Below are 25,496 nucleotides of genomic sequence, written 5' to 3' on the forward strand. Positions count from 1 at the left end.
GTGCTTGTGTTGGTCAGCTGTGGATGAGAGTAGACACGTCGATTGAGTGGGAACTGAAAAAGTCAACTTAGGCGAAAGAACACGGAAAACGTGACAAACATGTACACACAAGCTCCGCGTTCAATTGATCGCGTGAGTTTTCCGGTTGGTTCAACAAAAAGAAGACTCGCGACATGGGCGGGCCCATGTCGCGAGACGTCGCAGCAAGACAGCCGGCAGCATGAGAACTCTCGTGCTTGCCGGCCGTTGACGATCACCACCGGTTGTGAACGTGTTCCCGGATGTTCTCGTTGTAGAGGGCTTCGAGGGCGCTAAGAAACTCGGGTGATAACGGCTCGAGTGTTGCCGCAGCGGCGTTTCCTCGGGCTTGCTCGCTATTGCGGGCACCGGGAATAACCGTGGTAACGCCAGGCTGGTCAAGGATCCATCGCAGAGCGACCTGGGCCGGTGTGGCATCCGCTGGGGCAAATGTGCGGCAAAGTTCAACGAAGGTCTGTGATGCCTGAACCCCGATGTCGAAGGGAACCCCTGAGAAGGTTTCGCCAACATCGAAAGCAGAGCCGTCACGGTTGTATGTGCGATGGTCCGTTGGAGCAAAGGTTGTCTTCTCGGTGTAACGACCGGACAGAAGACCCGATGCGAGGGGAACACGTGCGATGATCGCCGTCTGTGTCTCCTGAGCCCGCGACAGGACGCGTTCGAGAGGTTTGCGACGCATGATATTGAGAATGATCTGCACGGATGCACATCCGGGTCGCGTCATTGCTGAGAGCGCCTGATCGCAGGTCTCAACGCTGACGCCATAGGCGCGGATCCGCCCCTCATCAACCATTGCGTCAAGCCAATCCCATGTTTCGTTGGCATCAATGACATCGCTGGGTGGGCAGTGCAGCTGGACCAGATCGAGAGTGTCAACTCCAAGGTTTGTACGTGAACGGTCATTCCACGCGAGGAAGTTGTCACGAGTGTAGTTTTCGGCCTGCTGGGGGACTCGGCGTCCCATCTTGGTGGCGACGGTAAGTTCCGCGCCTGGATGAGAGGCAAGGAACTGGCCGACGAATTGTTCGGAGTGCCCATCCCCGTAGACATCGGCAGTGTCAATGAATGTCACGCCCGATTCAATGGCAGCCTCAAGTGTCTGAGCGGCGTCAGTCGGGTCGACCTCACCCCAATCGGCCCCAAGTTGCCAGGTTCCGATGCCGATGCCGGAGACTTCACGTTCAAGGGCTGCAAACAGTCGCGACTCCATGTATTTCTCCTCGTTGAGTGCGGTTGTGAACGCTCTCATTATCTCATGGGTGACCTGCTGGGGCCTTCCGTGTGCCTCGGCGATAGTGTCTCCTAGGAACGGACAGCATGCCAGCCTCGGAGGTGTTTTTAGGGTGAGTGCGCCCAAAGACGCCCCCAGGACAAGAACAGCATGCCGCCTCGTCCTTGTTCATGAAGCGGGCTTCGCGAGGAACCTGAACGTGCGATTTCAGTGGAGGGAGTTCTTCAAAGAACCCAAAGGCATGAGCCTAAGCGGAAGTGTCAGTGGCCGACGAAACCTCCGTAGAGGACGAAGGATCGCCTGATTCTCCGGCTTCCTGTTCGGCAATCTGCTCCATTCCAGACTTGGTGGAGAGCTCAGAATGAGCAAAGAGCAGGCCGACAACTGCGGTGGCAATGAAGAGAGGAACCATCAACGTAAACAGAGGAAGAAGTGCTTCGTTATATGCCAGGCCAATGGCATTTCCGATGACCTCCGGGAGGTCGCGAACCGCTGCGGGGGTCAGATTGGACGCACCGGAACCAAGTGTAGATTCCATCGACTGTAGGGCAGACAGCGTTGCCGGGTCGTCAGATGCTGCGAGCTTCTTGACGTTCTCGGCGAGGTGAGTCTGAAGTCCAGAGGCGAAGGCCGTGCCAATGAGGGATGCACCCAGCGAAACGGAGATTTCACGGAAGAAATTATTCCCCGAGGTGGCCGTTCCCATATGTTTGTGGGGAACGTCGTTCTGAACCAGTGTGACAAGTAGCTGGAAGTACAAGCCGATACCTGATCCCATGACAAGGACCAGCAGAGAAATCACCCAGATGGGAGTGGTGATGGTCAGCTGAGAGAAGCCGAATGCTGAGGTGGCAGCAATGATCGGGCCAAGAACCGGGTAGATGCGGTAGTGCCCTGACCGGCTCATGAGTAGACCAGACAGCAAACCTCCGCTGATCATCCCGATGGTCATCGGGACCATGAGGAGACCGGAATTCGTTGCGGAAAGGCCGTAAGCCATTTGCAGGTAGGTCGGCAGATATAAAGTCACACCCATCATCGCCCCCATCGTCAGCATTCCCGACAGCGTGGAAACAATAAAGGTCCGATTTGCGAGGACGGAGAAGGGCAGGATCGGCTCTGAGGCGCGCGTCTCCCAGAAACCGAAGACCAACCATGAGATGACGCCACCGGATATGAGTCCAATGATGAGGGGACTGTTCCACTCGTACTCGCCGCCGCCCCAGGTTGCCGCCAGGACGATCGCCACGGCACCGAGGTTGAGCAATATGAGACCCAGCCAGTCGATCTTTGCGGTGAGTTTGTGCTTGGGGAGTTTGAGTGTGGCCCAAACTGCGGCCAGGGCGATCAGTCCCAGAGGAATGTTGATCCAGAATGTCCAGCGCCATGACACAGAGTCGGTGAGCCATCCTCCGATGATGGGGCCGAGGACGGACGCTACGCCAAACATTGCGCCAATTGGTGCGGTGTAGGCGCCACGTACGCGTGGAGGAATGAGGTCTCCCATGATTGCCTGCGAGGAGATCATGAGGCCACCGCCGCCGAGCCCCTGAATAGCCCGGAATCCGATGAGCTGAAACATTGATGTGGAGAATCCAGCAAGCGTTGATCCCAGAAGGAAAAGGATGATGGCAACGATGAAGAGGTTCTTTCGTCCGATGAGGTCACCGAATTTGCCGTAGACCGGCATGGCAATGGTGATTGCCAACGTGTATGCGGTGACGATCCATGCCATGTGCGCAGCCCCGCCGAGTTCTCCCACCATTGTTGGCAGTGCGGTTCCCACGATCGTCTGGTCCATTGCTGAGAGGAACATGACGAGGAGGAGAGAGGCGTAGATGGCCCAGAAGGTTCGGTCGGGATGGAATGGGTGCGTGGATTCGTCACCGCGCGTGGATTCGTTACCGCGTGTGGCCGGGGAGTCTGCTGAAGGGGAGTGAGTGTTCGTCATTGTCATCGCGTGAGTCTTTTCTTGACATCTGGATATGAAGCGTGAGGCAGGGGAGCGGGATCATGACTCCCGGTTGGGTGGGTCAGTGAAATCCCAACGAAAGGCATCGAGGACGCTGTGAAGAGAGTCAACGAAACATCTCTTTTCGTCAGGTCCATCGGGGATGTTCATCCAGTGTGCGAGCGTGCATTTTTCAATCGCCTGGGTGACCTGCGCGGCGATAAGAACGCTCGGGTGGTGTGGATCCAACGCGTAGCGTGTGGAGTATGCGGTATGGAGCTGTCCGAGGTTGTCATGCACAGCGCGGCTGAGGAGTTCACGGACCTCGGGATTGTCGCGCATGAGTTTCTTAAAGTTGCGGAATGCTTCTGATTTCTTCGTGAACTCTGTTGATCGTCGCTCAAAGAATTCGCCAATGCTCTCGATGAGCGGCTGCGTGTTGTCTGTGAGGATCGACAGGTCTTCTGGGGAGTAGGGAGTGGGAAGGAACCCGAGCATATCCGCCTTGGAAGGAAAGTAGTTGAAAATTGTTCGCCGGGAGACCTGTGCGCGTTCAGCGATGTCATCGATAGTGACAGCGGAGTATCCGCGTTCGATGAAAAGTTCGGTTGCCGACTGTTGGATCGCCTCTTGTCGGCGTTCTTTCATGGGGCGACGCGCCCCGTGTGGTGTTCTTTCCTGATCCTGCACGAAGAAAGAGGCTACACCGGGTGCAAAAATGCATCCAGTGCATACGTGGTGGGATCCCTCACGGGGCGTGATCGCCGCATCCTCGTAGACGATGGAGCTTGAGTGAACTGATTCGATAAAACGTCTGTGTAGTGGCATGGTGTTTGAGTGACTGAGAAACACGAGGATGACAACACCGAGCCCGCGAGAGCACGCGAGATCCCACCCGAAGGAATGAGATCGCACACGCCCCACCCACTCCGCGAGGCAGTACGCCCTCACCTTGCCCCCGTCTTTTCAACTGTCACTGCCCTCATCGCGGTGATCACCGTGTCACCTTCGATGCGTGCGGGCGCAACGACAATTGGTCCACTTCTCAACATTATTCGTCAACATTTCGGGCAGGGAGCCATTGCCACGGGAATCCTCACGTCACTTCCGTGCGTCGTTTTCGCCGCCCTCGGTCTAAGCGCCGTGCCATTGGCTCGTCGGTGGGGACTAACAGGAGTTGTCGCCGTCGGGATGACCGTCTCGACTATCGGGCTCGCATTGCGTCCCTTTGCTCCAAACTTCCTGACTTTCGTCCTTCTTTCGGTCCTTGCGCTGGCAGGACCGGCTATCGGAAATGTCACCCTCCCGGCGTGGATCAAGTTCCATGAACCCGGGCGCGCCGTCATGCTGATCACCATCTTCGGTAGCGCCATGCCGCTGGGAGGTGCCATCGGCTCCGCCGTTGCGCTCCCCCTGGCAGGAGCTGACGGTGAACACTGGCAATTCTCCCTCGCTGTCTGGGCGATTGTTGCTGCTGTTGGGGCGTTGCTGTGGTTGGGGCTTCGCAGGCGTTCAGGTGTTGATTTCCCGCTGGCGGATTCCGTCGCCCCAGGCTCCCGGGGCGCCAACCAGTCAACCGCTTCGACAAGGAGAGCACCCGAGAGACAAAGCCTTCCACTTAAAGGTGAGGGGAAAGCGGCCTCGTCCTCGTCCCCGAATCTGTCTATTCGCCAACTCATCGCATCCCCGACCGCGCTGACCCTGATGGTGATGTTCGGTTTACAATCGATGAATGCCTACATTCAGTTCGGCCAGATGCCAACGATGCTGACGATCCTGGGGATCCCCGGAGTCGAGGCCGGAGCGATGATCGCATCGATTAATGTGTGGGCAATCGTTGGCGGACTCGTCATGCCGATCATCATTGAAAAAACACGTCATCTCCAACTCATCGCCGTTGGATTCGGTGTCATTGTTGCGCTGGGGTACCTCGGTCTCATCGTCCACCCGCAGGCCGCGTGGATATGGATTTCCATGATGGGATTCGGTGGCTTCACCTTCCCGCTGGGCATCGCACTCATCCCCGCGCGATCGCGGGAACCGCACGTGACAACGCAACTGTCAGGAATGGTCCAGGGCGGCGCATACATTATCGCCGCGATCGGACCGATCCTCGTGGGAATCCTTCTCGAATCTGGGGTTTCGACGGTTTCTGTTCTGTGGGTCCTCGTTGTGTCTGCCCTCCTCATGGGAGCATTCGGATGGCGAGCATCCGCATCCACCTACGTCGACGACGAAATCAGCCGATAATGACCTCATGGACGCAACACTTGATTCCCTCGCCGAACGCATCGGAAATGGACGCATCATTGCGGTGACGGGCGCCGGAATGTCCACCGCCTCGGGGCTGCCCGACTATCGAGGCACCGGGTCAACACAGATCCCACCCGTTGACTATGACATGATCGTTTCCGATCCGGTGTGGCAGAAATGGCTGTGGTACTGCTCGGAACTCACCTGGAAGGCCATGCTCAACATCCGGCCCAACGCGGCGCACCTGGCGCTGGCGCATCTCGAAGCCTCCGGGATACTCATTGGAGTTGCGACCCAAAACATTGACGGACTGGACCGCCTTGCGGGAATCAAGAACCTGTGGGAGCTGCACGGGAACTACCGCTTCGTGGACTGCCTTGGCTGCCAGGAGAGATACTCGCGTGAGGATGTTTCTCAGCGGCTCACGGAACTCAATCCACAGCTTGAACCGGACTTGAATCCAGACAACATCGCCATCGTCCCCGTATCGGATCGCGAAGCTGCCGAATCGTGCGACTTCCGTCAGGCAATGTGCCCCCGATGCGGTGGGATCCTCAAGCCTGCGATCGTCATGTTCGGCGAATCGCTGCCCTATGAGGAACTCAGTGGGGCCTGTCAAGCTGCCCAGACGGCAGATGTCATCCTCATCGCAGGGACATCACTTGCTGTCAACACCCCGATGTCGGTGGTCTCCCAGGCGCTGGCCAACGACGCCCTTGTTGTTGTTATTAATCAGGGGCCGACGGCTATTGACAGGTACGCCGACGTACGTCTCGACGCGAGAGTTGAGGAGGCTCTTCCTCTCTTAGCACACAAACTGACATAGCGTGCGTGCCTGAGCTGGTCCGTTACAGTAGAACGCACGAACGAAAGGGACGCGCAATGGGAAATCGTTTTGATACGCAGGACAAACTCATTGCCGCAACCCGACGCATCATCATCAACGAGGGACTCGAAGCGACATCTCTTGAACACATCTGCAAGGTCGCGGGTTTTACACGAGGCGCGTTCTACTCGAATTTTTCCTCCAAAGACTCCCTCCTCGCCGCCCTCGCCGAGGATGAATACTCCGATCTCATCGACAGACTGCACAGCACCGTTGATCGCTGGGCACAACGCCCAGCCCTGGGAGATGGTGAAACTCCGGTACTTGACAGTCTCCTCATTGAAGCGCTGGACGCTATCGGTATTGACGAGGCCCTGTACATCCTCAACTCCGAGCTGATTATGCGGTCAATTCGCGACCCTGAATGGGGGGTGCGGCTTTTCGACATTAACTCACAATTCGTTGATGAACTCGGCCGACTCCTTGAGTGGATCCTCACGGCCTCGGGCCGTGAACTGACGCGCCCTTTGCGTCCAATGACCCACGCGATCATTGGGATCGCCATGCGCGCAGCGGGGGTTGCGTCGTGGCGGCTGAGCGTGCCACCGATACGTGACCTCAGTTCCCCCACTCTCACAGGCACGCAAGAAATCCACCCCGGGGAACTGTCTGGTGGCAGGGTTGTCATGAACGAGGACGAGGCAGGCGTGGACTCATGCGACAAGGCGGCCCGCCCTCGACCTTCCGTGCGTGACTCGGCGGGCGCAGAAATCATTGATGTCATTCTCGTGGTGATGTACGCATCGTCGCGTCCTAGAGAATAGCTGCCACCAATTCTCCTCGTTCTCGATGAAAATAACACGGATGTTATTCCGATATTTTGGCGGAATATAGCCGAATATACAGCGCTGTATTTTCCTGATGCGTCGACTTCAGCAACAGTGGGCATCAATGAAAAGCACGCTCATTCACCGATTCGACTGCGTTGATTCAACGCTCCGGGTGCTCGCTGACACTTACGTGGATGCCGAGCACCTGACAACAGTCATCGCCGACCATCAAACTGAGGGTCGGGGACGGACCGGTCGCGCGTGGAACGAACTCCCAGGCAACTCCCTGCTGACCGCCACGCTCCTGAGAGTCGATGACACCACCGTCACGTGGGTGACGGTGCTAGCGGGTCTTGCGATGTGTCACGCGTTGCGAAACCTCGGCTTCGTCACCTCACTGAAATGGCCCAATGACGTGATATATCGCCATCGCAAGGTCGCGGGCATCCTCAGTGAACACCTCGGCATCGACCGGTCACTTCGACACGTCATCGCAGTTGGAGCAGGTGTCAACCTCGGTGTTGTTCCTCAAGAGGCGGGGCCCCACGCAATCGGCTTAGGGATCACCGAGGATCAGCGCCCAGCGATGCGCGAGGCCCTGCTCGACGGTTTTCTTGGCCGCCTCGATGAACTCCTTGAATATCACAGCCCTCACCGGTGGCGTGAACTCTACATGGACGCACTCGGTCATCTGGGGATGACATCGACCGTGCACCTTGCCGACGGCTCGCAGATCACCGTGACGGCCCGCGGAGTTGATGATTCCGCTGCCCTTATCGGCATGACGCCCCAGGGCCGGCGAATCCGCGTGAGCGTTGGCGACGTTGACCTCCCCGATAGCGGGCCACGAAACCTTCGGGGTGAGCACGCCGCCTCGTCCTCGTCAATAGAACACCCACACCGTCACTTGCATGAGACGAGCAGGAGAATAACGGATGAACACACGACGCGATGACCTGCCCACACACCACACCCAGGGCCGCCCTATCCGGACGATCCTCGTGGCGAACCGCGGTGAGGTTGCTGTCCGAGTGATCCGCACCGCTCACGACATGGGCATCCGGGCCGTTGTGGCCTATTCAGACCAGGACATTGATTCGCTGGCCTGCGAACTTGCCGATGAAGCTCTGGCGTTGGGAGGCCGCAGCCTGGCCGAGACGTACCTCAACACCGACGCACTCATTGACGTCGCACGCCGCGCGGGAGCTGACGCGATCCACCCCGGCTACGGGTTCCTCTCAGAAAACGCCGACTTCGCTCAGGCGGTTGAGGACGCGGGAATCACGTGGCTGGGACCCTCAGCTGAGGTTATTCGGGCCCTCGGGGACAAAATTTCCGCACGCGATATTGCGGTGCGCACCGGGGTGCCAATTATTCCTGGAACGCGGATTGATGGCACCGTCAACGTGGCAGAAAGAATCGACTCGTTCCCGGTCCTCATCAAGAGAGCGGATTCAGGAGGGGGTCGGGGAATCACGCGCATTGACTCCGCCGAAGACCTCAACCGATTCCTCGCCGAACATGCGGATCCTTCAGAGCTTGACGGATGTTTCATCGAAAAGCTCGTGACGAATGCACGTCATGTTGAAACACAGTGCCTGCGGGATGCTCACGGGAATTTCCACGTTGTCTCCACGCGGGACTGTTCCGTGCAGCGACGCAACCAGAAAATCATCGAGGAAGCGCCGGCGCCCTTCCTTTGTGCGGATGTCGAGGAACGACTGCGTGAGTATTCGCGGGCGCTCTTCGAGGCCACCGACTATCGGGGCGTGGGGACCTGCGAATTCCTTGTCGACAATAACGACGTGTACTTCTTGGAAGTCAATCCTCGTCTTCAAGTTGAACACACCGTGTCGGAAGAAATCACGGGCATCGACCTGGTGGGCGAACAGATCCGCATCGCCTGTGGCGACGTGGTCGGGGAAATTCCCTCCACCAGGGGACACAGCATCGAAGTGCGCGTGACATCTGAAAACCCGGCGGATAATCTCATGCCGTCCACCGGGACGATCACGTCGATTTCGTGGCCAGGTGGCCCCGGTGTTCGTATCGACGGGTTCATTCGGCCTGGAGATGCAATCGGCACGGACTATGACTCACTCATTGCCAAGCTCATCGTCACCGCGCCAACCCGTGAGCAGGCACTTGCCCGGCTGCGCCGCGCACTGAGCGAATTTCACGTCTCTGGTGTTGCAACGTGCCGTGCACTCATCGACACGATCCTCGCTGACCCTGCCTTCGCAGGTGACGAGGACGATTTCGCGGTCCACACGGCATGGTGTGAAACATCCGGACTGCTTGACCGCATGAAACCCCAGCACATCCAAGCAGCAGACGCTGAGCCAATGCTGGACGCTGAGCTGACGTCCGTCCCCGTTGAAATTGACGGACGACGCGTGTCCCTGAGGTTGCCGCTTCGAGCCCTGTCTGCGATTGCCGAGGTTGGGCGCTCTTCAACGCCGAGCGTGGCGGGCTCAGGTGACACTCCCGTGCGCGCCCGCCCGCAGGTTCTGCGCGGACGAGGCCGCGCCGGGTTCACCGGATCCGCAAGCACTCTCGGAGCTGCCCCCCACGGCCCCAATGTCCATGCGCCCATCCAGGGAACTGTCGTCAAAGTCGTTGCCTCACAAGGAGACATCGTCACCGAAGGGGACCTCATTGTCGTGTTGGAATCAATGAAGATGGAGAAACCCGTCCACGCAACCGTTTCGGGACGTGTGGGAACACTGCGGGTCTCTCCCGGTGATTCGGTCAAGGCCGGTGACGAACTGGCCGTCATCATCGAGGAGGAACAATGAGAGTGGATGCGACAACGCGTGCCGTGCGCCAAAACTCCCTCGACGCGGACGCCGCCGTGGAAACCCCACACGAGGGAATCTCACGGGAAAACTTCGCCACCATCAACCGTCACATGGTTGAGGCAGCCGAAGCGAAGGCACGGGCCCACCAGCACGCTCGTGGACGCCTGACGGCTCGTGAACGACTGATTGAACTTCTTGACGAAGCAACATTTGTTGAACTCAACCGCTTCGCCGGAGGAGACATCGAGCACGGCGCAATGGGTTCGGCGGTCATTACGGGGATCGGTCAGATCAACGGACGCCGCGTCGCCGTGTACGCCCAGGATTTTTCCATCCAGGGCGGCACACTTGGCCAAGTTGAAGGAGACAAAATTCTTCAGCTTATGGACCGTGCGCTTCAACTTCGCATTCCCATTGTTGCGCTCCTCGATTCGGGAGGGGCACGCATCCAAGAAGGAGTGACCGCACTCGCCCAATACGGTCGAATCTTCAAGAAAACAACGGAATGTTCCGGGGTTGTTCCCCAAATTTCCGTAATTCTCGGGCCGTGCGCCGGGGGAGCGGTTTACGGCCCCGCCCTGACAGATTTCATCATCATGACCAGGCACTCCTCGTACATGTTCGTCACAGGGCCATCCGTTGTCCAGGCCGCAACAGGAGAGAACATTTCCTCCGAAGAACTCGGCGGCGGCGATGTTCACAACACAATCTCAGGGGTTGCGCATTTCCTTGCCGAGGACGAGGCCGAAGCCTTGGACTACGCGCGGACGTTACTGTCATACCTGCCCTCGCACTGCGGGGAACACCCTCCGGTATTCGCCTACGACCCCCTGACATCCGAACCCGCGAATGCGCACCGGGTTTCTGACTTGGTTCCCGAATCCCCTAAGCAGGCCTACGACATGCGAACTGTCATTGAGGCGCTCGCGGATCATGAAGAATTCCTTGAAGTGCAGCCGCTCTTTGCCCCGTCAATCCTCATTGGATTCGCTTCCTTTGAGGGCAGGCCTGCCGGGGTCGTTGCCTCGCAACCTCTTGAGGACGCGGGAACCCTCGACGTTGACGCCTCGGAGAAAGCGGCACGTTTCGTGCAATTTTGTGATGCCTTCGGTATCCCTATCGTCACTCTCGTTGACGTTCCCGGATACCGACCGGGTTCTGAGCAGGAACGTGCAGGAATTATCCGACGCGGCGCGAAACTCATCACCGCGTATGCGACCGCAACCGTGCCGATGGTGACGATCATCCTTCGCAAAGCCTTCGGCGGGGCCTACATCGTCATGGGCTCGAAATCCTTGGGAGCTGACGTGAATTTCTCCTGGCCGTCCGCGCAGATCGCCGTCATGGGGTCCGAGGGCGCGGTCGATATTGTCTTCCGTAAGCAATTGGCCGCCGCCGGTGAGCAAGGCAGAGATGTTGCCCAGCAGAGAGCCCACTATCAAAAGATGTACGACCGGCAGGCAGTTAACCCGAATCTTTCCCTGCGCAACGGCCAACTCGATGGACTGATTGAACCGTCACGTACACGCGAAGCAATTTGCCGTTCCCTGGTGACTCTTGAATCGAAAGATCGAACAGTGACGTCTCCTCGCGTCCACGACAACGCGCCCATGTGAGGGCGCCGGTGTCGCACGTGTGAACGCGGCGCCTTGCATGTTGACGAGCTTGCTCGTCACTGACGATCAACTTCCCCCACTGCTTCGATGCCCCCAACGCCGGGGCCCTCAACTGAAATGGACCACAGCAATGACCTACATTGACACTATTCGCCACAGCTACGCCCTCGTTTTTGCTGGACAGGGCAGCCGCTGGCGTCCCGCACTTGAGGAAAACCTCTCCCTGGCCTCGATCGGTGAACGTGTGCGAGAAGCCTACGGGGCGGCCCGCGACATCGTCGCCCCCGTCGCACGAGACATGATGCTGACATCTGCGGATGCAACGCACCGCCTTGAGGAAATCCTCGGCGGAGACGCTGAAGATTCCGTGCTCGACACTCACCCGGCTGTTTCCGGCCCGGGAATCCTCCTGACCCAATACGCCGCGCTCCTCGACCTCGTTGACGCAGGATTCGATCTGACGCGCCACCAGCCCACCGCGCTGCTCGGGCATTCCCAAGGGATCCTCGGGGCACGCATCGCATCGGCGTTCGCTCGCGCAGACCACGAAGAAATCCACAGGACAGTCGCCTTAGCAATGCTCATCGGCTGCGCAGCCACGCACCACACTCACCGTCAATCCGCTCGGCCCAATGCGGCAATGACCCCCATGCTTTCCGTCTCAGGAGTTCCGGCGACGCTCATCACGCAAACGGGTGCGACAATCGCCGTGAACAACGGTCCCGATGGGGTGGTCATCTCAGGTCGTCCTCGTCAATTGGAAGACGTCCGGCAGGCGATCGAAAAGGCAGTTGCCGAACACAACCAACGAATCGACGCACGCGAGGTGGGCGGCAGTATCTACGAACCGGTATTCACGCCACTGAAAGTGGAAGCCCCCTTCCATTCCTCCCTCCTTGATGAGGCGGTGGACGAGGTCGACGCGTGGGTTGAAACTCTGAACTCTCACGGACGAGGCTTCGATGCAGCTACAGCGCACACCATCGCCGCATCAATCCTCAGGGACAGCAACGACTGGCCCCAGGAGATCGCCACCGCACGCGCACAGGGCGTGACGTGGTTCGTTGACCTGGGCCCCACATCTGTTGCTGGAAACCTCACGGCCCCTCTCATTGAGGGAACCGGATGCGGGGTTGTTGACGCATCAACTCGGGCGGCCCGCACGCGGCTTGACCTGCCCGGATTGGAACTACCAACACCCGTTGACTGGCGATCCTACGCACCGACGCTCACTCGCCTCCCCAGCGGTCGGGTTGTCGTTGAGACGGCATTTACTCGACTGACCGGAAAATCCCCCATCATTCTGCCCGGAATGACACCGACCACGGTGTGGCCTGAGATCGTTGCCGCCGCTGCCAACGGTGGTCACTGGGCGGAAATGGCCGGGGGAGGGCAGTACTCCGAGGACGTGTTTAACGACAACCGTCAGAGCCTTCAGCGCCTCCTCACCCCGGGGCACACCGCCGGATTCAACACGATGTTCTTCGACCGATTCATGTGGAACCTACAGTTCGGCGTGAGCAAGATCGTACCGAAAGCCCGCAAAGCCGGCGCCCCCATTACCTCGGTGACGATTGCCGCCGGAATCCCTGAAATTGACGAGGCCGGTGATCTCCTGAGGGAGCTTCGCACTGACGGATTCACTCACGTGTGCTTTAAGCCCGGGACCGTTGACCAGATCAGGCAGGTTCTGGCGATCGCTCAGGCGAACCCTGAGTATTCCCTCATCCTTCAGGTTGAGGACGGACATTCGGGGGGACACCATTCCTGGGAGGACCTCGATGACCTCCTTGTGGCAACGTACGCTGAGATCCGCAGGACACCGAATGTTGTTCTTGCCGTTGGCGGTGGAATTGGGACACCCGAGGTTGCGGCCAGCTACGTGACAGGCCGCTGGGCCTTGGCTTACGGTGATGTGCTCATGCCAGTTGATGCGGTCCTCGTCGGAACGGCCTCAATGGCGACCCTCGAGGCCCGAACATCACCGCAGGTGAAGCAACTTCTTGTGGACACGCCGGGAGTCGGGGGAGACGGCTGGGTGGGCCGTGGAACCAGTGCGGGGGGAATGACCTCCGGACTATCTCACCTGAGTGCCGACATGCATGAGATCGACAATTCCTCCGCCCGCGCCTCACGCCTCATCCATTCCATGAAAGGGGATGCACAGCGCATCGCCGATCACCGAGACGACATCATTGACGCTCTCAACGCAACTGCGAAACCCTACTTCGGTGACCTCGACACGATGACCTATGCACAGTGGGCAACGAGGCTCGTTGATCTGACGTATCCGTGGGCTGACTGGACGTGGAAGGACCGCGTCCTCGACGTATTCCACCGTATTGAGGGGCGTCTAAATCCCACGGATCACGGGACAATTGACACGCTATTTGCCGACATGGATGCCATTGATGATGCCCCACGGGCTCTGAAGAAACTCCTGGCCGCATACCCTCAGGCCGCCGACACACTCGTTGCTCCTTCAGATGCCGCGTGGTTTCCCGGTCTGTGCCGAAAACACCACAAACCCATGCCTTTCGTTCCCGTCCTCGATTCCGAACTGGCGAAATGGTGGGGAACAGACACTCTCTGGCAGTCTCACGATGAGCGCTTTGACGCCGATCAAGTACGGATCATTCCCGGTCCTCGGTCCGTGGGTGGGATAGACCGTATCGACGAGCCGATTGATCACCTTTTCAGGCGTTTCGAGGACGAGGTTGTCCGCTGCCTTGACGAACAGGGCGAGGAAGCAACCCCGGTCTTCGCCCGGCTTGCAGGTGCTCGAAGCGCCGCTGACTACCTCCATGCTGTGCCCTCAATTGAATGGGCTGGAAATATCGTGGATAACCCCGCTCATGTCATGCCTGAGTCAGTGTCCATCGAGGAGAATCCCGATGGGTGGGCGCTGCGGATCCATTGCGCAACAGCGTGGGACCGCAATGATCTCGCTGAGGGTGATTCACAGCGCCCCCACGCGGTCCGTGACATCGTCATCCCCATCGTCCTTGATGCCGCAGAAACCGGTGGCGTCCCCGTCGTTGACATGACGCGCCTGTCATCGTCGGCTTACGACCTGCTTGCCGGAGCCGCAGGTGTGGGCACAACAACGGTCAATGGCGACACCATTTCCCGCATGCCCCAGATCATTCCCGACGATGGATTTGGAACGGTTGTTTCGCACTTCACGCTGTCACCTGAACTGGGGTCAGCTCACGCCCAGGTCACGGGCGCGGTACTTAATGCAACGCTCGCTCCCGCTGTTCCCGACGCCCTCGTTGGCCCGTGCTGGCCCGCGATTTACGCGGCGCTTGGCAGCGCAATCAAAGATGACGTCCCCGTCATTGAAGGACTCGTGAACGCCGTCCACCTTGACCACACCGTCATCGTCTCCCCGGCCTTTGAGCGCCGCTGGCCTATCGGCCACACAGTGCAGGTTGAGGCACGTTGCGCACGCTTGGAAGAATCATCTGCCGGACGCGTTGTCCGTGTTGAGATCACCCTTGGTGTTGATGGGCAGCGTTTCGCTGACCTCGTTGAACGCTTCGCCATTCGAGGCCGCGTGACCTCCACGCAGCCACCCTCACCGGCTCCGACCCTGGAACTCCACACTGACACTCGCCCGGATTCACCGACGATCGAGGACACACCGCGTTCATTCATCCGCTCAGTCACCGTTCACGCGCCGCGTGACATGACAGCTTTTGCCCATGTGTCAGGTGACTTCAACCCCATCCACACCTCAGCTGCCGCTGCGCGCCTGTCTGGACTTCACGCCCCGCTGGTTCATGGGATGTGGCTGTCAGCCGTTGTCCAACACGTCATCGAAGCCGAAGACACCTCCACACTCACGGGCCCATCCCGACCAGCGGTTATTCGCTCAATCACCACACCGCCCATGCACATCGCCCGATGGTCATACCGCATGCACGGCATGGTGAATCTCGGCGACGACGTCGACATCGACATTTCCCGCGTCGGCCACCTCGGCGACACGCCGGTCATCGAAGCAACATGCCGCGTGAACGGGGATGTCGTGTCAATCGGCAGGGCCGTCCTCGTTAAGCCCCGATACGCCTACGTCTACCCCGGACAGGGAATCCAACACGCCGGAATGGGAATGAACACTCCCAGCGCAACGGTTCGTGAGGTCTGGAAACGCGCTGACGCTCACACACGGCGCGCACTCGGATTCTCCATTGAAACGGTCGTGCGTGACAACCCGAAAGAACTGACGATCGGGGAGGAAACATTCCGCCACCCCGATGGAGTCCTCAACCTCACGCAATTCACCCAAGTGGCTCTGGCAACGGTTGCGTACGCACAAACACAAGAGCTTCGTGCCCGCGGAGTTTTTGCCGAAGACGCGGTGTACGCCGGGCATTCTCTGGGTGAGTACAACGCGCTCGCGGCCTGTGCCCAGATTTTCCCCTTCGAGAAGGTCCTTGAAATTGTGTTCCAACGCGGAACGGCAATGCATCACCTCGTGGAGCGTGACGCTCAGGGCCGGTCAAACTATGGGCTCGGAGCCTTGCGTCCCGATCAATTGGGCCTGGGCGAGGACGACGTTGAATCCTACGTCAGCGGCATCGCAGAACGCTCCGGTGAATTCCTTCAGATCGTCAACTACAACCTCGCGGGACGCCAATATGCGATCGCGGGCACGATCGCGGGACTTGAGGAGCTAGCCGAGGATGCTCTCAGGCGTTCACGCGAGCGCGGCGGTAAACGTCCATTCATTCTCATCCCCGGAATCGACGTGCCCTTCCATTCGTCGAAGCTGCGAGGCGGGGTTGCACAATTCAGGGAGAAGCTGGAAGAACTGATCGACCCCGATGTTGATGTGACACCGCTCGTGGGTCGCTACATTCCTAACCTCGTCGCCCGACCTTTCGAGGTGAGCGAAGACTTCGCGCGTGCAATCACCTCGGTTGTTCCCTCAGAGGCCATCGCGTCAATTCTTGCTGACGGATGGACGAATTCGCGTGCGAACGGTCGTGTTCTCCTCATTGAACTTCTCGCATGGCAGTTCGCATCGCCGGTTCGCTGGATCGAGACACAGGATCTTCTCTTCACCCCGGAATCCCACGGTGGGTTGGGTGTTGAGCGCCTCGTTGAGGTTGGGTTGGCGTCCTCGCCAACATTGGCGAACCTTGCCTCACGGACGCTGATGCTTCCTCGCCACAGCGGCCTCGTTGTTGACATCCTCAACGTTGAACGAGACGAGCCCAGGGTTCTTTTCGCGGATCGGGTTGACGCTCCACAAGTTGCCGATGATTCTCCCGCCGGAGAGGCAATGAACGAGGACGAGCACGCACCTTCCACACAAGCTCTCCCGCCTGCCACTAGCGCACCGGATCCTCGGGCCGGTGGTCAGGGAACGTCAGCGGATGCGTCCCAGGCAGGGGGAGAAGCTCTACTCCCTTCCGTTTCATCTGCCAGTGGCAGGTCCGTGGAAGACATTCGCCTCAGTGCCTCCGAAGCGATCATCGCGCTCATTGCGTATTCAACTAAGGTGACCCGAGAACAGATCAGTGAAGATGACACCATTGAGTCGCTGACGAACGGAGTGTCATCGAAACGCAATCAGCTGCTCATGGACATGGCTGCCGAACTTGGTGTGCCCACGATCGAGGGCGCAGCGGACGCAGCGATCGCTCAGCTGCTCCCAGCTGTTGACACGCAGTGCGGGTCCTACGAGGCCTACGGCCCGGTCCTGACGGAAGCTGTGAACTCTCGGGTGAGGAAGCTCCTGGGCTCCGTTGGGGTGACGCTCACGGATATTCGCCATCATGTCACTGAGACTTGGGCACTGGGGCAGGGATGGGCAGATGCGGTTGGTCTGGAAATCCTCCTGGGATCCCGCGACGCGGATTCGGTTCGCGGGGGGACTCTGGCTTCCCTTCCCGTTGATGTTGCGTCTCGTGCTGCGGCTTTTGACCTTGTTGATGCGGCGATTCGCGCCGTTGGTGCGCGCCTAGGCATTGACGTTGCACCTGCAAATGCAGATGGAGCGGCATCCGGCGGTGTCGTGGACTCTGCGGCACTCAATGCCCTCACTCAGCGAGTCCTTGGCGAGGACGGTGTTCTCGCCTCTCAGGCCCGCTCCCTCTTGGACGCACTGGGAGTGGAGTATCGCCCAGCGACGGCCACGCCCTCAAATGATCACTCCGCTTTGGCGGCTGCGGTTGATGCCGAACTGGGGGACAACTGGGTGAAATCCGTGGAGCCGGTGTTTTCCGCTGAAAAAGCTGTGCTCCTTGACGACAAGTGGGCGTTGGTGCGAGAAGACCTTGCCCGCGTTGCCTCAGGTCAGCTGTCACCATCAGATATCGAGGTCACCCTCGTGAGGTCGGGGTACAGCGGTGAATCACTGCGTGACCTCGCACAGTGGTACGCAACGAAACACCCTCAGTTGCGCGACTTCTTCGATTCGGTTGCGCGCGAGGCCATGATGGAGCCGATCGATGAGTTCGCAGGAGACGTCGCCCTCGTCACGGGTGCTGCTCCGCGGTCGATCGCCGCTGCGGTTGTTGCCCGGCTCCTTGAAGGCGGGGCACAGGTCATCGTCACCGCCTCATCGGTCAGCAATTCGCGACTGGCATTCATCAAAGACCTCTATCGTCGCCACGCATCCACGAATGCGTCACTGTGGCTTGTGCCAGCGAACATGGCCAGCCTGCGTGACATTGACGCCCTCGTGACGTGGATTGCGTCGGAGCAGTCGGTGACGACCGGGGCAACGACACGAGTAGTCAAAGAAGCTCAGCGTCCAACGCTGTTCTTCCCCTTTGCTGCACCCCCGGTCATCGGACGAATGGGTGAAGACCCGCACTCGGCAATGCGTCAGGAACGCCTCCTCCTGTGGAGCGTTGAACACACGATTCATCGCCTGGCCGAACTCGACACCTCATCGGATATTGCTCATCGGCTTCACGTTGTTCTCCCCGGGTCACCCAACCGCGGGATCTTCGGTGGTGATGGTGCCTACGCGGAAGCAAAAGCATCATTCGACACGATCGTGACGAAATGGGGTGTGGAGAGCGGCTGGCCCAGCGCTGTCACTCTCGCACATCCTCGTATCGGATGGGTCAAGGGGACATCCCTCATGGGTGGCAACGACGTCCTCGTCCCAGCGGCCCAGCGAGCCGGAATCCACGTGTACACAACGGAGGAAATCGCAGACGAACTCGTTGGCCTCGCCTCACGTAGCTCCCGGGAGGAGGCACAACGTCACCCGCTTGACGTTGACCTCACGGGCGGACTCGGCGCAGGCACGATCGATCTTGCGCGCCTGGCCGCGGATGCGCGTTCACAGGGAATGGGGACCGAGGACGAGGCCGATGATCACCTGCCCCAGCGCGCCCAGATTCGAGCACTCCCATCGCTGATCAACCCGCACCTGCCTAAACCATTGAACTGGGGGACTGTGTCAACACCCCTGGAAGATCAGGTTGTCATCGTCGGTGCCGGCGAAGTGTCGGCATGGGGATCTGGGCGTACTCGCCACGAAGCGGAATACTTCGATGACCAGGACAGGGACGCATCTACCGCAGATGTTGAACTCACCGCAGCCGGGGTCTGTGAACTGGCATGGATGATGGGACTTATTCATTGGTCCGACACACCATCTCCGAGCTGGTATGACTCCGAGGACCACGAAGTTGCCGAAGAGGAGATTTTCTCCAGGTTCCACGATCAAGTGGTGGCCCGATCAGGAATCCGCCGACTCAGCGACGACGGGTCACTTGTTGACGGCGGCTCCATTGACGTCGCGGCAGTGTACCTTCCCTCAGATCAGGAATTTGTTGTTGACTCCCATGAAGAGGCAACTGCTTACCTCGAGGCAGACCCCACGCATACACGCGTGTGGCAGGATCCAACCACCGGCCAGTGGACAGTCCGCAAGGCAGCGGGATCAATCGTGCATGTTCCCCGCAAAGCAACGCTCAGTCGCAGCGTCGGCGGCCAAATTCCCGATGATTTTGACCCCGCCCACTGGGGAATTCCCGCATCGATGACTGACGCACTTGATCGAATCGCCGTGTGGAATCTGGTCACCGCCGTCGACGCGTTCATTTCCTCCGGTTTCACGCCCACCGAGCTCCTTCAGGCGGTTCACCCATCACAGGTGTCGTCGACACAGGGAACAGGCATCGGCGGCATGGAGTCGTTGCGCAAAGTGTTCCTTGATCGTTTCCTCGGAGAAGATCGTCCCCAGGACATTCTTCAGGAAGCACTGCCCAACGTTGTTGCCGCGCACACGATGCAGGCATACATCGGCGGCTACGGTCAGATGATTCACCCGGTAGGGGCGTGCGCAACCGCCGCAGTGTCCATTGAAGAAGGGGTTGACAAGATCCTCCTGGGGAAATCAGATTTCGTTGTGGCCGGCGGTATTGACGACATCACCGTGGAATCGCTCACGGGATTCGGCGACATGAACGCCACCGCCGAGTCAGCCACACTGGAAGAACGGGGAATTAGTCCACGCCACTTCTCCCGCGCCGGTGATCGACGCCGAGCAGGATTCCTTGAAGCCGAGGGCGGAGGAACAATCCTCCTGACACGCGGGTCAATTGCCGCTGACCTCGGACTACCGGTCCTCGGAGTCGTTGCCTACGCGCGTTCCTTTGCCGACGGTGCGCACACGTCGATTCCCGCTCCGGGTCTGGGGGCGCTCGCGGCTGGCCGAGGCGGGGTTTCGTCTCAGCTGTCACGTGCCCTTGAAGGACTTGGCTTGGGTGCGGACGATATTGCGGTCGTCTCAAAGCATGACACTTCAACATTGGCGAATGACCCGAACGAGGCCGAACTCCATGTCCGTCTCTCTCATGCGTTGGGACGATCAGAGGGGAATCCGCTTCACGTCATCAGCCAGAAGACCGTGACCGGTCATGCCAAGGGCGGGGCCGCGGTATTCCAGTGCGCCGGGTTGCTTGAGGTATTCCGCGACCAACGTATCCCGGGGAATAGGAGCCTGGATTGCTTGGATCCGGTGATGCGGTCATGGGATCGTCTCCTGTGGTTGCGTCGACCTCTTGATACGTCCACGGATCCTGTGCGCGCCGGAATCCTCACGTCGCTCGGTTTCGGGCATGTGTCAGCCGTTGTTGTGCTCGCTCATCCGGGGGCATTTGAGCAGGCCCTCCGCCAGGAACGTTCTGAGCAGGCCTGGCATTCGTGGAGAAAAGACGCTGAACGCAGGCTTCGCGCTGGGCGTGCACGACTGGAGAAAGCAATGATCGGTCATGCCTCGCTCTTTGAGCCGATTGACGGACGCCGACTTCCCGCTGAGGGAACTCATGAGATCGAAGTAGAGATGCTCCTCAATGACTCAGCGAGACTGGGCGACAATGGGTCGTACTGATCAGCTATCCGGTGGAGGGCGCGTGCCCTCCACCTGCCCAGTGATCCACGGTGTTGGCGTTGACCTCGTGTATATCCCTCAGTTTGCTGGGCAGCTCACTGAGTCTGGATCGGTGTTTTCCCATGTCTTTACGGGACGCGAATGGGAGTACGCAATGGGCCTGACCAACGATCAGCACCGAAGAATGGCCTCGCTTGCTGCACGGTGGGCAGCAAAGGAAGCCGCGATCAAGGCGTGGTCTGCGCTGCTCATTGGTCAGGACCCCATGATCGAGCCAGATCAACTGAACTGGTCGCATATCGAGGTGATCCACGACCGGTGGAAGCGTCCCGTGTATCGCTTCCACGGGAGTGTTGCGTCCGCTCTGCGAATGCTTGAAGAGGACGTAGGAGGCGCACTCCATTGGTCACTGTCACTCTCGCACGACGGTGACTATGCGATCGCTTCAACTCAGGTCCTCATCTACTCGTGAGCAGACGAGGGCGTACCAGCCACTGTGGAGGGACCGGCTCGCGCGGCGAAGCAGCATCATCGCTGGAATGCGGTCCATCCCCATCAACGTGTTCTTCATACATCACAACGAAAGGTGTTCTCATGTCCATGTCCTCTCCTTCATCTACCGGAAGCACAATTCATGCCTTGCCTGCCCATTCGGCTGGCACCGCAGTTCTTGCCGATGCGATCTTTGGTGTTCGATCAACGCTGAAAGACATCGCGCTTGTTATTGGTGGCGCGGCATTCGTTGGGCTTCTCGCTCAGGTCAGTATTCCGATGTGGCCGGTGTCCATCACAGGTCAGACGCTTGGGGTCATGGTTGCCGGGGCGGTGCTGGGGTCGCGTCGGGCAGTGTTCGCGATGCTCACTTACGCGGTCGGTGGTCTCTTAGGAATCCCGTGGTTTGCCGACATGGGTGGAGGCCTGGCATACGCTCTTAAACCGTCGTTCGGTTTCATTATTGGGTTCATTGCTGCGGCGTGGGTTGTTGGTTGGCTTAGTGAGCGACGCTGGGATCGTCGCCCGTTGGCTGCATTGGGGGCCTTCGCTGTGGCGTCACTGATTCCCTTTATCGTCGGGATCCCGTGGATGTGGGTCACCCTTCACGCCTTCTTCGGGCAGACTCTGGGCTTCTGGGCAACCTTGAATGCAGGACTCATCCCGTTCATCCCAGGTGGAATCATCAAATGGATTCTTTCCGCGGCGATTGTCGGTGGGACGTGGAAACTGATCGGGCGTCCTGCCGGACCTCAAGAAAATTAGGGGTGTCGGACTCTTGACTTTTGTTTCAGTGAGTGATTACTGTGGATCCATAGCGTTGAGCATAGCTCCGCAGCGTCTTCTACACCTTCGTTGATGCGAAGGTCTCGTGTTTCCACAATCTCTCTGAAAAACGACGATGGTGAGGAGTTCTCCCATGAGCATCAGTATGTTGAGGTATCAGCAATGAACTGGCTCCGTGTGTGCGCTGCTCTCGTGGCATTTCACCTGGTCGCGGCATTGATTTCCCGGCTGAAGCCGTATAGGACAATTCGATTGAGCGAGAATCATTACTTTGTTGTGCTCAGTCCCTCTTTGCCGGAGGTATTTCTGTTTGCGCTGCCGTTTCTTGTGTGCTCGGTGATTGCACTTGGTGTCTTTTATCGGACGAAATCGGTTCCCGTCCTGGTATTGAGCTACCTGCTGGCTATTCCTGGAATCGGATGCACCAGTTATCTGGGGCTTTTTCTTCTCCTCGTCAGCGGCATGATCATGCTCATCGGAGTATGCAGAATCGTCCTCGCGAAAAAGACAACGGCCTAGCGGCCTGAATTTCAGGCTACCGGTCGTCAGCTGTGCCTGTTGTGTCTGCTGACCGCGGGCTTTGATGTGGACGGCGAATACACAGTGGTCCGTGGCGGTGACTTCACCGCCACGGACCACTGGTGTTCAATGAGCTCCTGCGTGAGGGATGACGTCGGGAGATACACCGGCGTCATCAGCCTCTTCGCTGTCTCAGATATCCGCTTTCTGCACCATCAGCTGACGCTCACACACCGCGATGCGTTCACGAATGATTCGGATCGTTCCGGTGGAGGCATGGGTGTGCGACGCCAACCAATCACGGCCAGCCTGAGCCACTGACAGGTCGGCAACGTAGCCATCCAATGCCGAGGGGAAGAGAAGGATCGTCAGATCCTCAGCGGTGTGGAAGGTGTGCTCTGACCAGATCGAATCAATGGCATCGAAGTACCTGGAAACGTACTCAACGTATGCTTCCGGCGTCGTGTGGGCCTGAGCCCAGAACCCGGAAATCATTGACCACCGCGTGTCATTGGGAATCGACTGATCGTGAAGCACGGCCTCGAAAACTGATGCCTTGACCTGTGGATCGGCAACGGCTGCACGCGCCGCAGCAGCATATTGCCGGCCGGTCATCGTATCGTCGTCAGCGAGCATCGCGACGATGTCGTCTTCACCCGCATAGCCACCGCGCACAAGTGCGATGAGCAGATTCCACTTGATGTCAACATTGAGGTCAAGGCCATCGAGGGGTTCATCACCTGAGTACAGCTTACGCAACCACTCGAAGTCCTCGGCCGTTGTCGCATTGCGAGCGGCGGCGCGAACAAGCATTGTCTGCACGTCGGAACCTGACGACGCTGTGCGCGCCAGCAGCCCCAAGCGGCGTCCAACGAACTCCCGGGTTTTCCCCCGGGCCTGAGGTGCGATGAACGTGCGGACAGTCTCGTCGATATGGTTGAGGGTCAGTTGAAGGAGCTGAGCATTATCCTCAACGGGAATCGACGCCAGAGCAAGATTCAGGTAGGAACGTGCGGGCATCTCACCGTCACGCGTCATATCCCAGGCGGAGGCCATGATGACACCGCGAAGCACCGAATCGCTGATCGCCGCAATATGTTCGGTGGCAAAGTCCACGGACGCAGGATCCAAACGGATCTTCGCATAGGCCAAGTCGCCGTCATTAATGACAATGAGATCGGGGCGTGCGAGGCCAGCGGCCGCGGGGACATCCGTGGATGCGCCATCAACGTCAAGTTCTTCGCGGAAGTCCTGGACCAGCGCTCCGTCCTCGTTCACTGAATAGCCGGCGACGGCAAGACGATGCGGACGCAGGGACGCTCCCTCGGTGAACACTTCCTGGATCACACTCAAACGGGAAAGAGTTCCGTCCTCGTTCACGTCAATTTCCGGACGAAGAAGGGTGACGCCGGCTTCCTCGAGCCACACTTTCGACCAGTGTGACAGGTTGCGACCCGAAGCGGCTTCAAGCTCGCCGAGCAGGTCAGCGAGGGTTGCGTTCGCGTATGAATGCGTCGTCAGGTATTCGTGCAACCCGGTGAAGAATGCGTCACGGCCAACGTAGGTGACGAGCTGACGCAGAACCGAGGCTCCCTTGGCATAGGTGATGCCATCAAAGTTCACCTCAACATCGGCAAGGTCGCGGATCTCAGCTTTAATTGGGTGCGTTGTTGGGAGCTGATCCTGTTTGAGGCCCCAGTCCTTGCGGAGCATGAAGCCCGTCCACCCCTGGGTGTAGCGAGTGGCTTCAGCCAGGGCGAGGTGGCTCATGAACTCAGCGAATGACTCGTTGAGCCACAGATCATTCCACCACTTCATTGTCACGAGGTCACCGAACCACATGTGAGCCAGTTCGTGGAGGATCGTATTCGCCCGGTTTTCCAACTGATTCTCAGTGGGACGCGTGCGGAACACGTACTGATCGCGGAAAGTCACAAGACCGGCGTTTTCCATAGCACCGGCGTTGTATTCGGGGACGAAGACCTGATCGTACTTCGTGAACGGGTAGGCGATCCCGTACTGCCCCTCGAAGAACTCAAAGCCCTGGCGGGTGATCTCAAGGATGTGATCGGAGTCGAGGTGTTCAACCAGGGAAGCGCGGCAGTACACGCCCAGCGGAATCTCGCGACCATCGCAGGACGTCAGCGATGACGTCACTCCTTCGTAGGGTCCCGCAACAAAGGCCGTAATGTACGTTGACATGCGTTCGGTGCGGTCAAAGCGATAGATCCAGCGTTCAACCCCGTCCTCGCCAATAACAATTTCCGGCGTGGGAGTGGGGGCGTTGGAGAAGACCTTCCATCCGGCCGGAGCGGTGACAGTCACCTGGAAATCGGCTTTGAGGTCAGGCTGCTCGAAAGTTGTGTAGACGCGGCGTGCGTCAGGCACCTCGAACTGTGAGTAGCAGTAGTCCTTGCCGTCCGCCGGGTCCGTGAAACGATGAAGTCCCTCACCGGTGTGCATGTACTGGCAGTCCGCGTCGACCTCGAGGACGTTGTGCGACTGTAGTCCTTCAAGGGGGATGCGGTGGTCCTGGTGGATCACCGGAGAAAGGTCCGTGCCGTTGAGCCGGATGCTGTGGACGTTCTGTGATACGAGGTCGGCAAAGGTTGCCTCTCCCTCAACCGCGTCGAATTCGATGCGGGTCCGTGAATTGAAGTCCGTGTTTCCGCGAGTCAGATCCAGCTCGATTGTGTAATGACTGACGGAGGTGATGGCTTCAGCACGCGCGACTGCTTCGTCACGGGTGAGATTCAGGCCTGGCATGAGACCCCTTTCGCTGTGA

The 25,496-nt window shown here is 58.9% G+C and carries 14 protein-coding genes; 10 read left to right on the forward strand and 4 right to left on the reverse strand.

Going from position 1 to position 25,496, the window contains the following annotated elements:
* Window positions 1–253: 253 nt before the first annotated feature.
* From G7Y41_RS03675 to G7Y41_RS03685, 3 genes are all read right to left on the reverse strand, one after another.
* Window positions 254–1,288 carry an aldo/keto reductase gene (locus tag G7Y41_RS03675; RefSeq protein ID WP_231367362.1) on the reverse strand — a complete coding sequence of 345 codons (1,035 nt, stop codon included), beginning with the start codon at window positions 1,286–1,288 and terminating at the stop codon, window positions 254–256.
* Between the two features lie 229 nt (window positions 1,289–1,517).
* Window positions 1,518–3,227, reverse strand: coding sequence for an MDR family MFS transporter (locus tag G7Y41_RS03680; RefSeq protein ID WP_165315160.1), 1,710 nt, complete (start codon window positions 3,225–3,227; stop codon window positions 1,518–1,520).
* A 54-nt stretch (window positions 3,228–3,281) separates the two neighbouring features.
* Window positions 3,282–3,869 carry a TetR/AcrR family transcriptional regulator gene (locus G7Y41_RS03685; protein ID WP_165315159.1) on the reverse strand — a complete coding sequence of 196 codons (588 nt, stop codon included), beginning with the start codon at window positions 3,867–3,869 and terminating at the stop codon, window positions 3,282–3,284.
* 189 nt (window positions 3,870–4,058) lie between these two features.
* Between G7Y41_RS03685 and G7Y41_RS03690 the strand changes: the two genes are divergently transcribed.
* The 10 genes from G7Y41_RS03690 to G7Y41_RS03735 all read left to right on the forward strand — a co-directional run bounded on the left by G7Y41_RS03690 (window position 4,059) and on the right by G7Y41_RS03735 (window position 22,711).
* Window positions 4,059–5,471, forward strand: a complete 1,413-nt coding sequence (locus G7Y41_RS03690; RefSeq protein WP_165315158.1) for an MFS transporter — start codon at window positions 4,059–4,061, stop codon at window positions 5,469–5,471.
* Window positions 5,472–5,478: 7 nt separating this feature from the next.
* Window positions 5,479–6,300 carry an SIR2 family NAD-dependent protein deacylase gene (locus G7Y41_RS03695; RefSeq protein ID WP_165315157.1) on the forward strand — a complete coding sequence of 274 codons (822 nt, stop codon included), beginning with the start codon at window positions 5,479–5,481 and terminating at the stop codon, window positions 6,298–6,300.
* Window positions 6,301–6,356: 56 nt separating this feature from the next.
* Window positions 6,357–7,124, forward strand: a complete 768-nt coding sequence (locus G7Y41_RS03700) for a TetR/AcrR family transcriptional regulator (protein ID WP_165315156.1) — start codon at window positions 6,357–6,359, stop codon at window positions 7,122–7,124.
* A gap of 127 nt (window positions 7,125–7,251) precedes the next feature.
* Window positions 7,252–8,085: a biotin--[acetyl-CoA-carboxylase] ligase gene (locus G7Y41_RS03705; RefSeq protein ID WP_165315155.1), complete on the forward strand. Its 834-nt coding sequence runs from the start codon at window positions 7,252–7,254 to the stop codon at window positions 8,083–8,085.
* Window positions 8,066–9,928, forward strand: a complete 1,863-nt coding sequence (locus G7Y41_RS03710; RefSeq protein WP_165315154.1) for an ATP-binding protein — start codon at window positions 8,066–8,068, stop codon at window positions 9,926–9,928. The genes G7Y41_RS03705 and G7Y41_RS03710 overlap by 20 nt, the downstream gene beginning before the upstream one ends.
* 56 nt (window positions 9,929–9,984) lie before the next feature.
* Window positions 9,985–11,547: an acyl-CoA carboxylase subunit beta gene (locus G7Y41_RS03715; RefSeq protein WP_442984263.1), complete on the forward strand. Its 1,563-nt coding sequence runs from the start codon at window positions 9,985–9,987 to the stop codon at window positions 11,545–11,547.
* Between the two features lie 130 nt (window positions 11,548–11,677).
* A complete protein-coding gene (locus tag G7Y41_RS03720) occupies window positions 11,678–20,914 on the forward strand; it encodes a type I polyketide synthase (RefSeq protein ID WP_165315152.1) in 9,237 nt (3,078 codons plus the stop codon).
* A complete protein-coding gene (locus G7Y41_RS03725; RefSeq protein WP_231367363.1) occupies window positions 20,877–21,386 on the forward strand; it encodes a 4'-phosphopantetheinyl transferase superfamily protein in 510 nt (169 codons plus the stop codon). Before G7Y41_RS03720 ends, G7Y41_RS03725 begins: the two co-directional genes overlap by 38 nt.
* Window positions 21,387–21,508: 122 nt before the next feature.
* Complete coding sequence (locus G7Y41_RS03730) at window positions 21,509–22,171, forward strand: biotin transporter BioY (protein ID WP_231367364.1); 663 nt, start codon at window positions 21,509–21,511, stop codon at window positions 22,169–22,171.
* 273 nt (window positions 22,172–22,444) lie between these two features.
* Window positions 22,445–22,711, forward strand: a complete 267-nt coding sequence (locus G7Y41_RS03735; protein ID WP_165315151.1) for a hypothetical protein — start codon at window positions 22,445–22,447, stop codon at window positions 22,709–22,711.
* Between the two features lie 192 nt (window positions 22,712–22,903).
* On the opposite strand, the gene pepN is transcribed toward G7Y41_RS03735, so the two are convergent.
* Complete coding sequence (gene pepN, locus G7Y41_RS03740; protein ID WP_165315140.1) at window positions 22,904–25,477, reverse strand: aminopeptidase N; 2,574 nt, start codon at window positions 25,475–25,477, stop codon at window positions 22,904–22,906.
* Window positions 25,478–25,496 lie beyond the last annotated feature (19 nt).

Source organism: Schaalia sp. ZJ405 (assembly GCF_011038885.2).
GTDB lineage: Bacteria > Actinomycetota > Actinomycetes > Actinomycetales > Actinomycetaceae > Pauljensenia.

Coding starts and splice junctions, on each gene's coding strand:
- G7Y41_RS03675 (WP_231367362.1), bottom strand. CDS start 1,288: ATGAGAGCGTTCACAACCGCACTCAACGAGGAGAAATACATGGAGTCG.
- G7Y41_RS03680 (WP_165315160.1), bottom strand. CDS start 3,227: ATGACAATGACGAACACTCACTCCCCTTCAGCAGACTCCCCGGCCACA.
- G7Y41_RS03685 (WP_165315159.1), bottom strand. CDS start 3,869: ATGAAAGAACGCCGACAAGAGGCGATCCAACAGTCGGCAACCGAACTT.
- G7Y41_RS03695 (WP_165315157.1), top strand. CDS start 5,479: ATGGACGCAACACTTGATTCCCTCGCCGAACGCATCGGAAATGGACGC.
- G7Y41_RS03700 (WP_165315156.1), top strand. CDS start 6,357: ATGGGAAATCGTTTTGATACGCAGGACAAACTCATTGCCGCAACCCGA.
- G7Y41_RS03705 (WP_165315155.1), top strand. CDS start 7,252: ATGAAAAGCACGCTCATTCACCGATTCGACTGCGTTGATTCAACGCTC.
- G7Y41_RS03710 (WP_165315154.1), top strand. CDS start 8,066: ATGAACACACGACGCGATGACCTGCCCACACACCACACCCAGGGCCGC.
- G7Y41_RS03720 (WP_165315152.1), top strand. CDS start 11,678: ATGACCTACATTGACACTATTCGCCACAGCTACGCCCTCGTTTTTGCT.
- G7Y41_RS03725 (WP_231367363.1), top strand. CDS start 20,877: ATGACTCAGCGAGACTGGGCGACAATGGGTCGTACTGATCAGCTATCC.
- G7Y41_RS03730 (WP_231367364.1), top strand. CDS start 21,509: ATGTCCATGTCCTCTCCTTCATCTACCGGAAGCACAATTCATGCCTTG.
- pepN (WP_165315140.1), bottom strand. CDS start 25,477: ATGCCAGGCCTGAATCTCACCCGTGACGAAGCAGTCGCGCGTGCTGAA.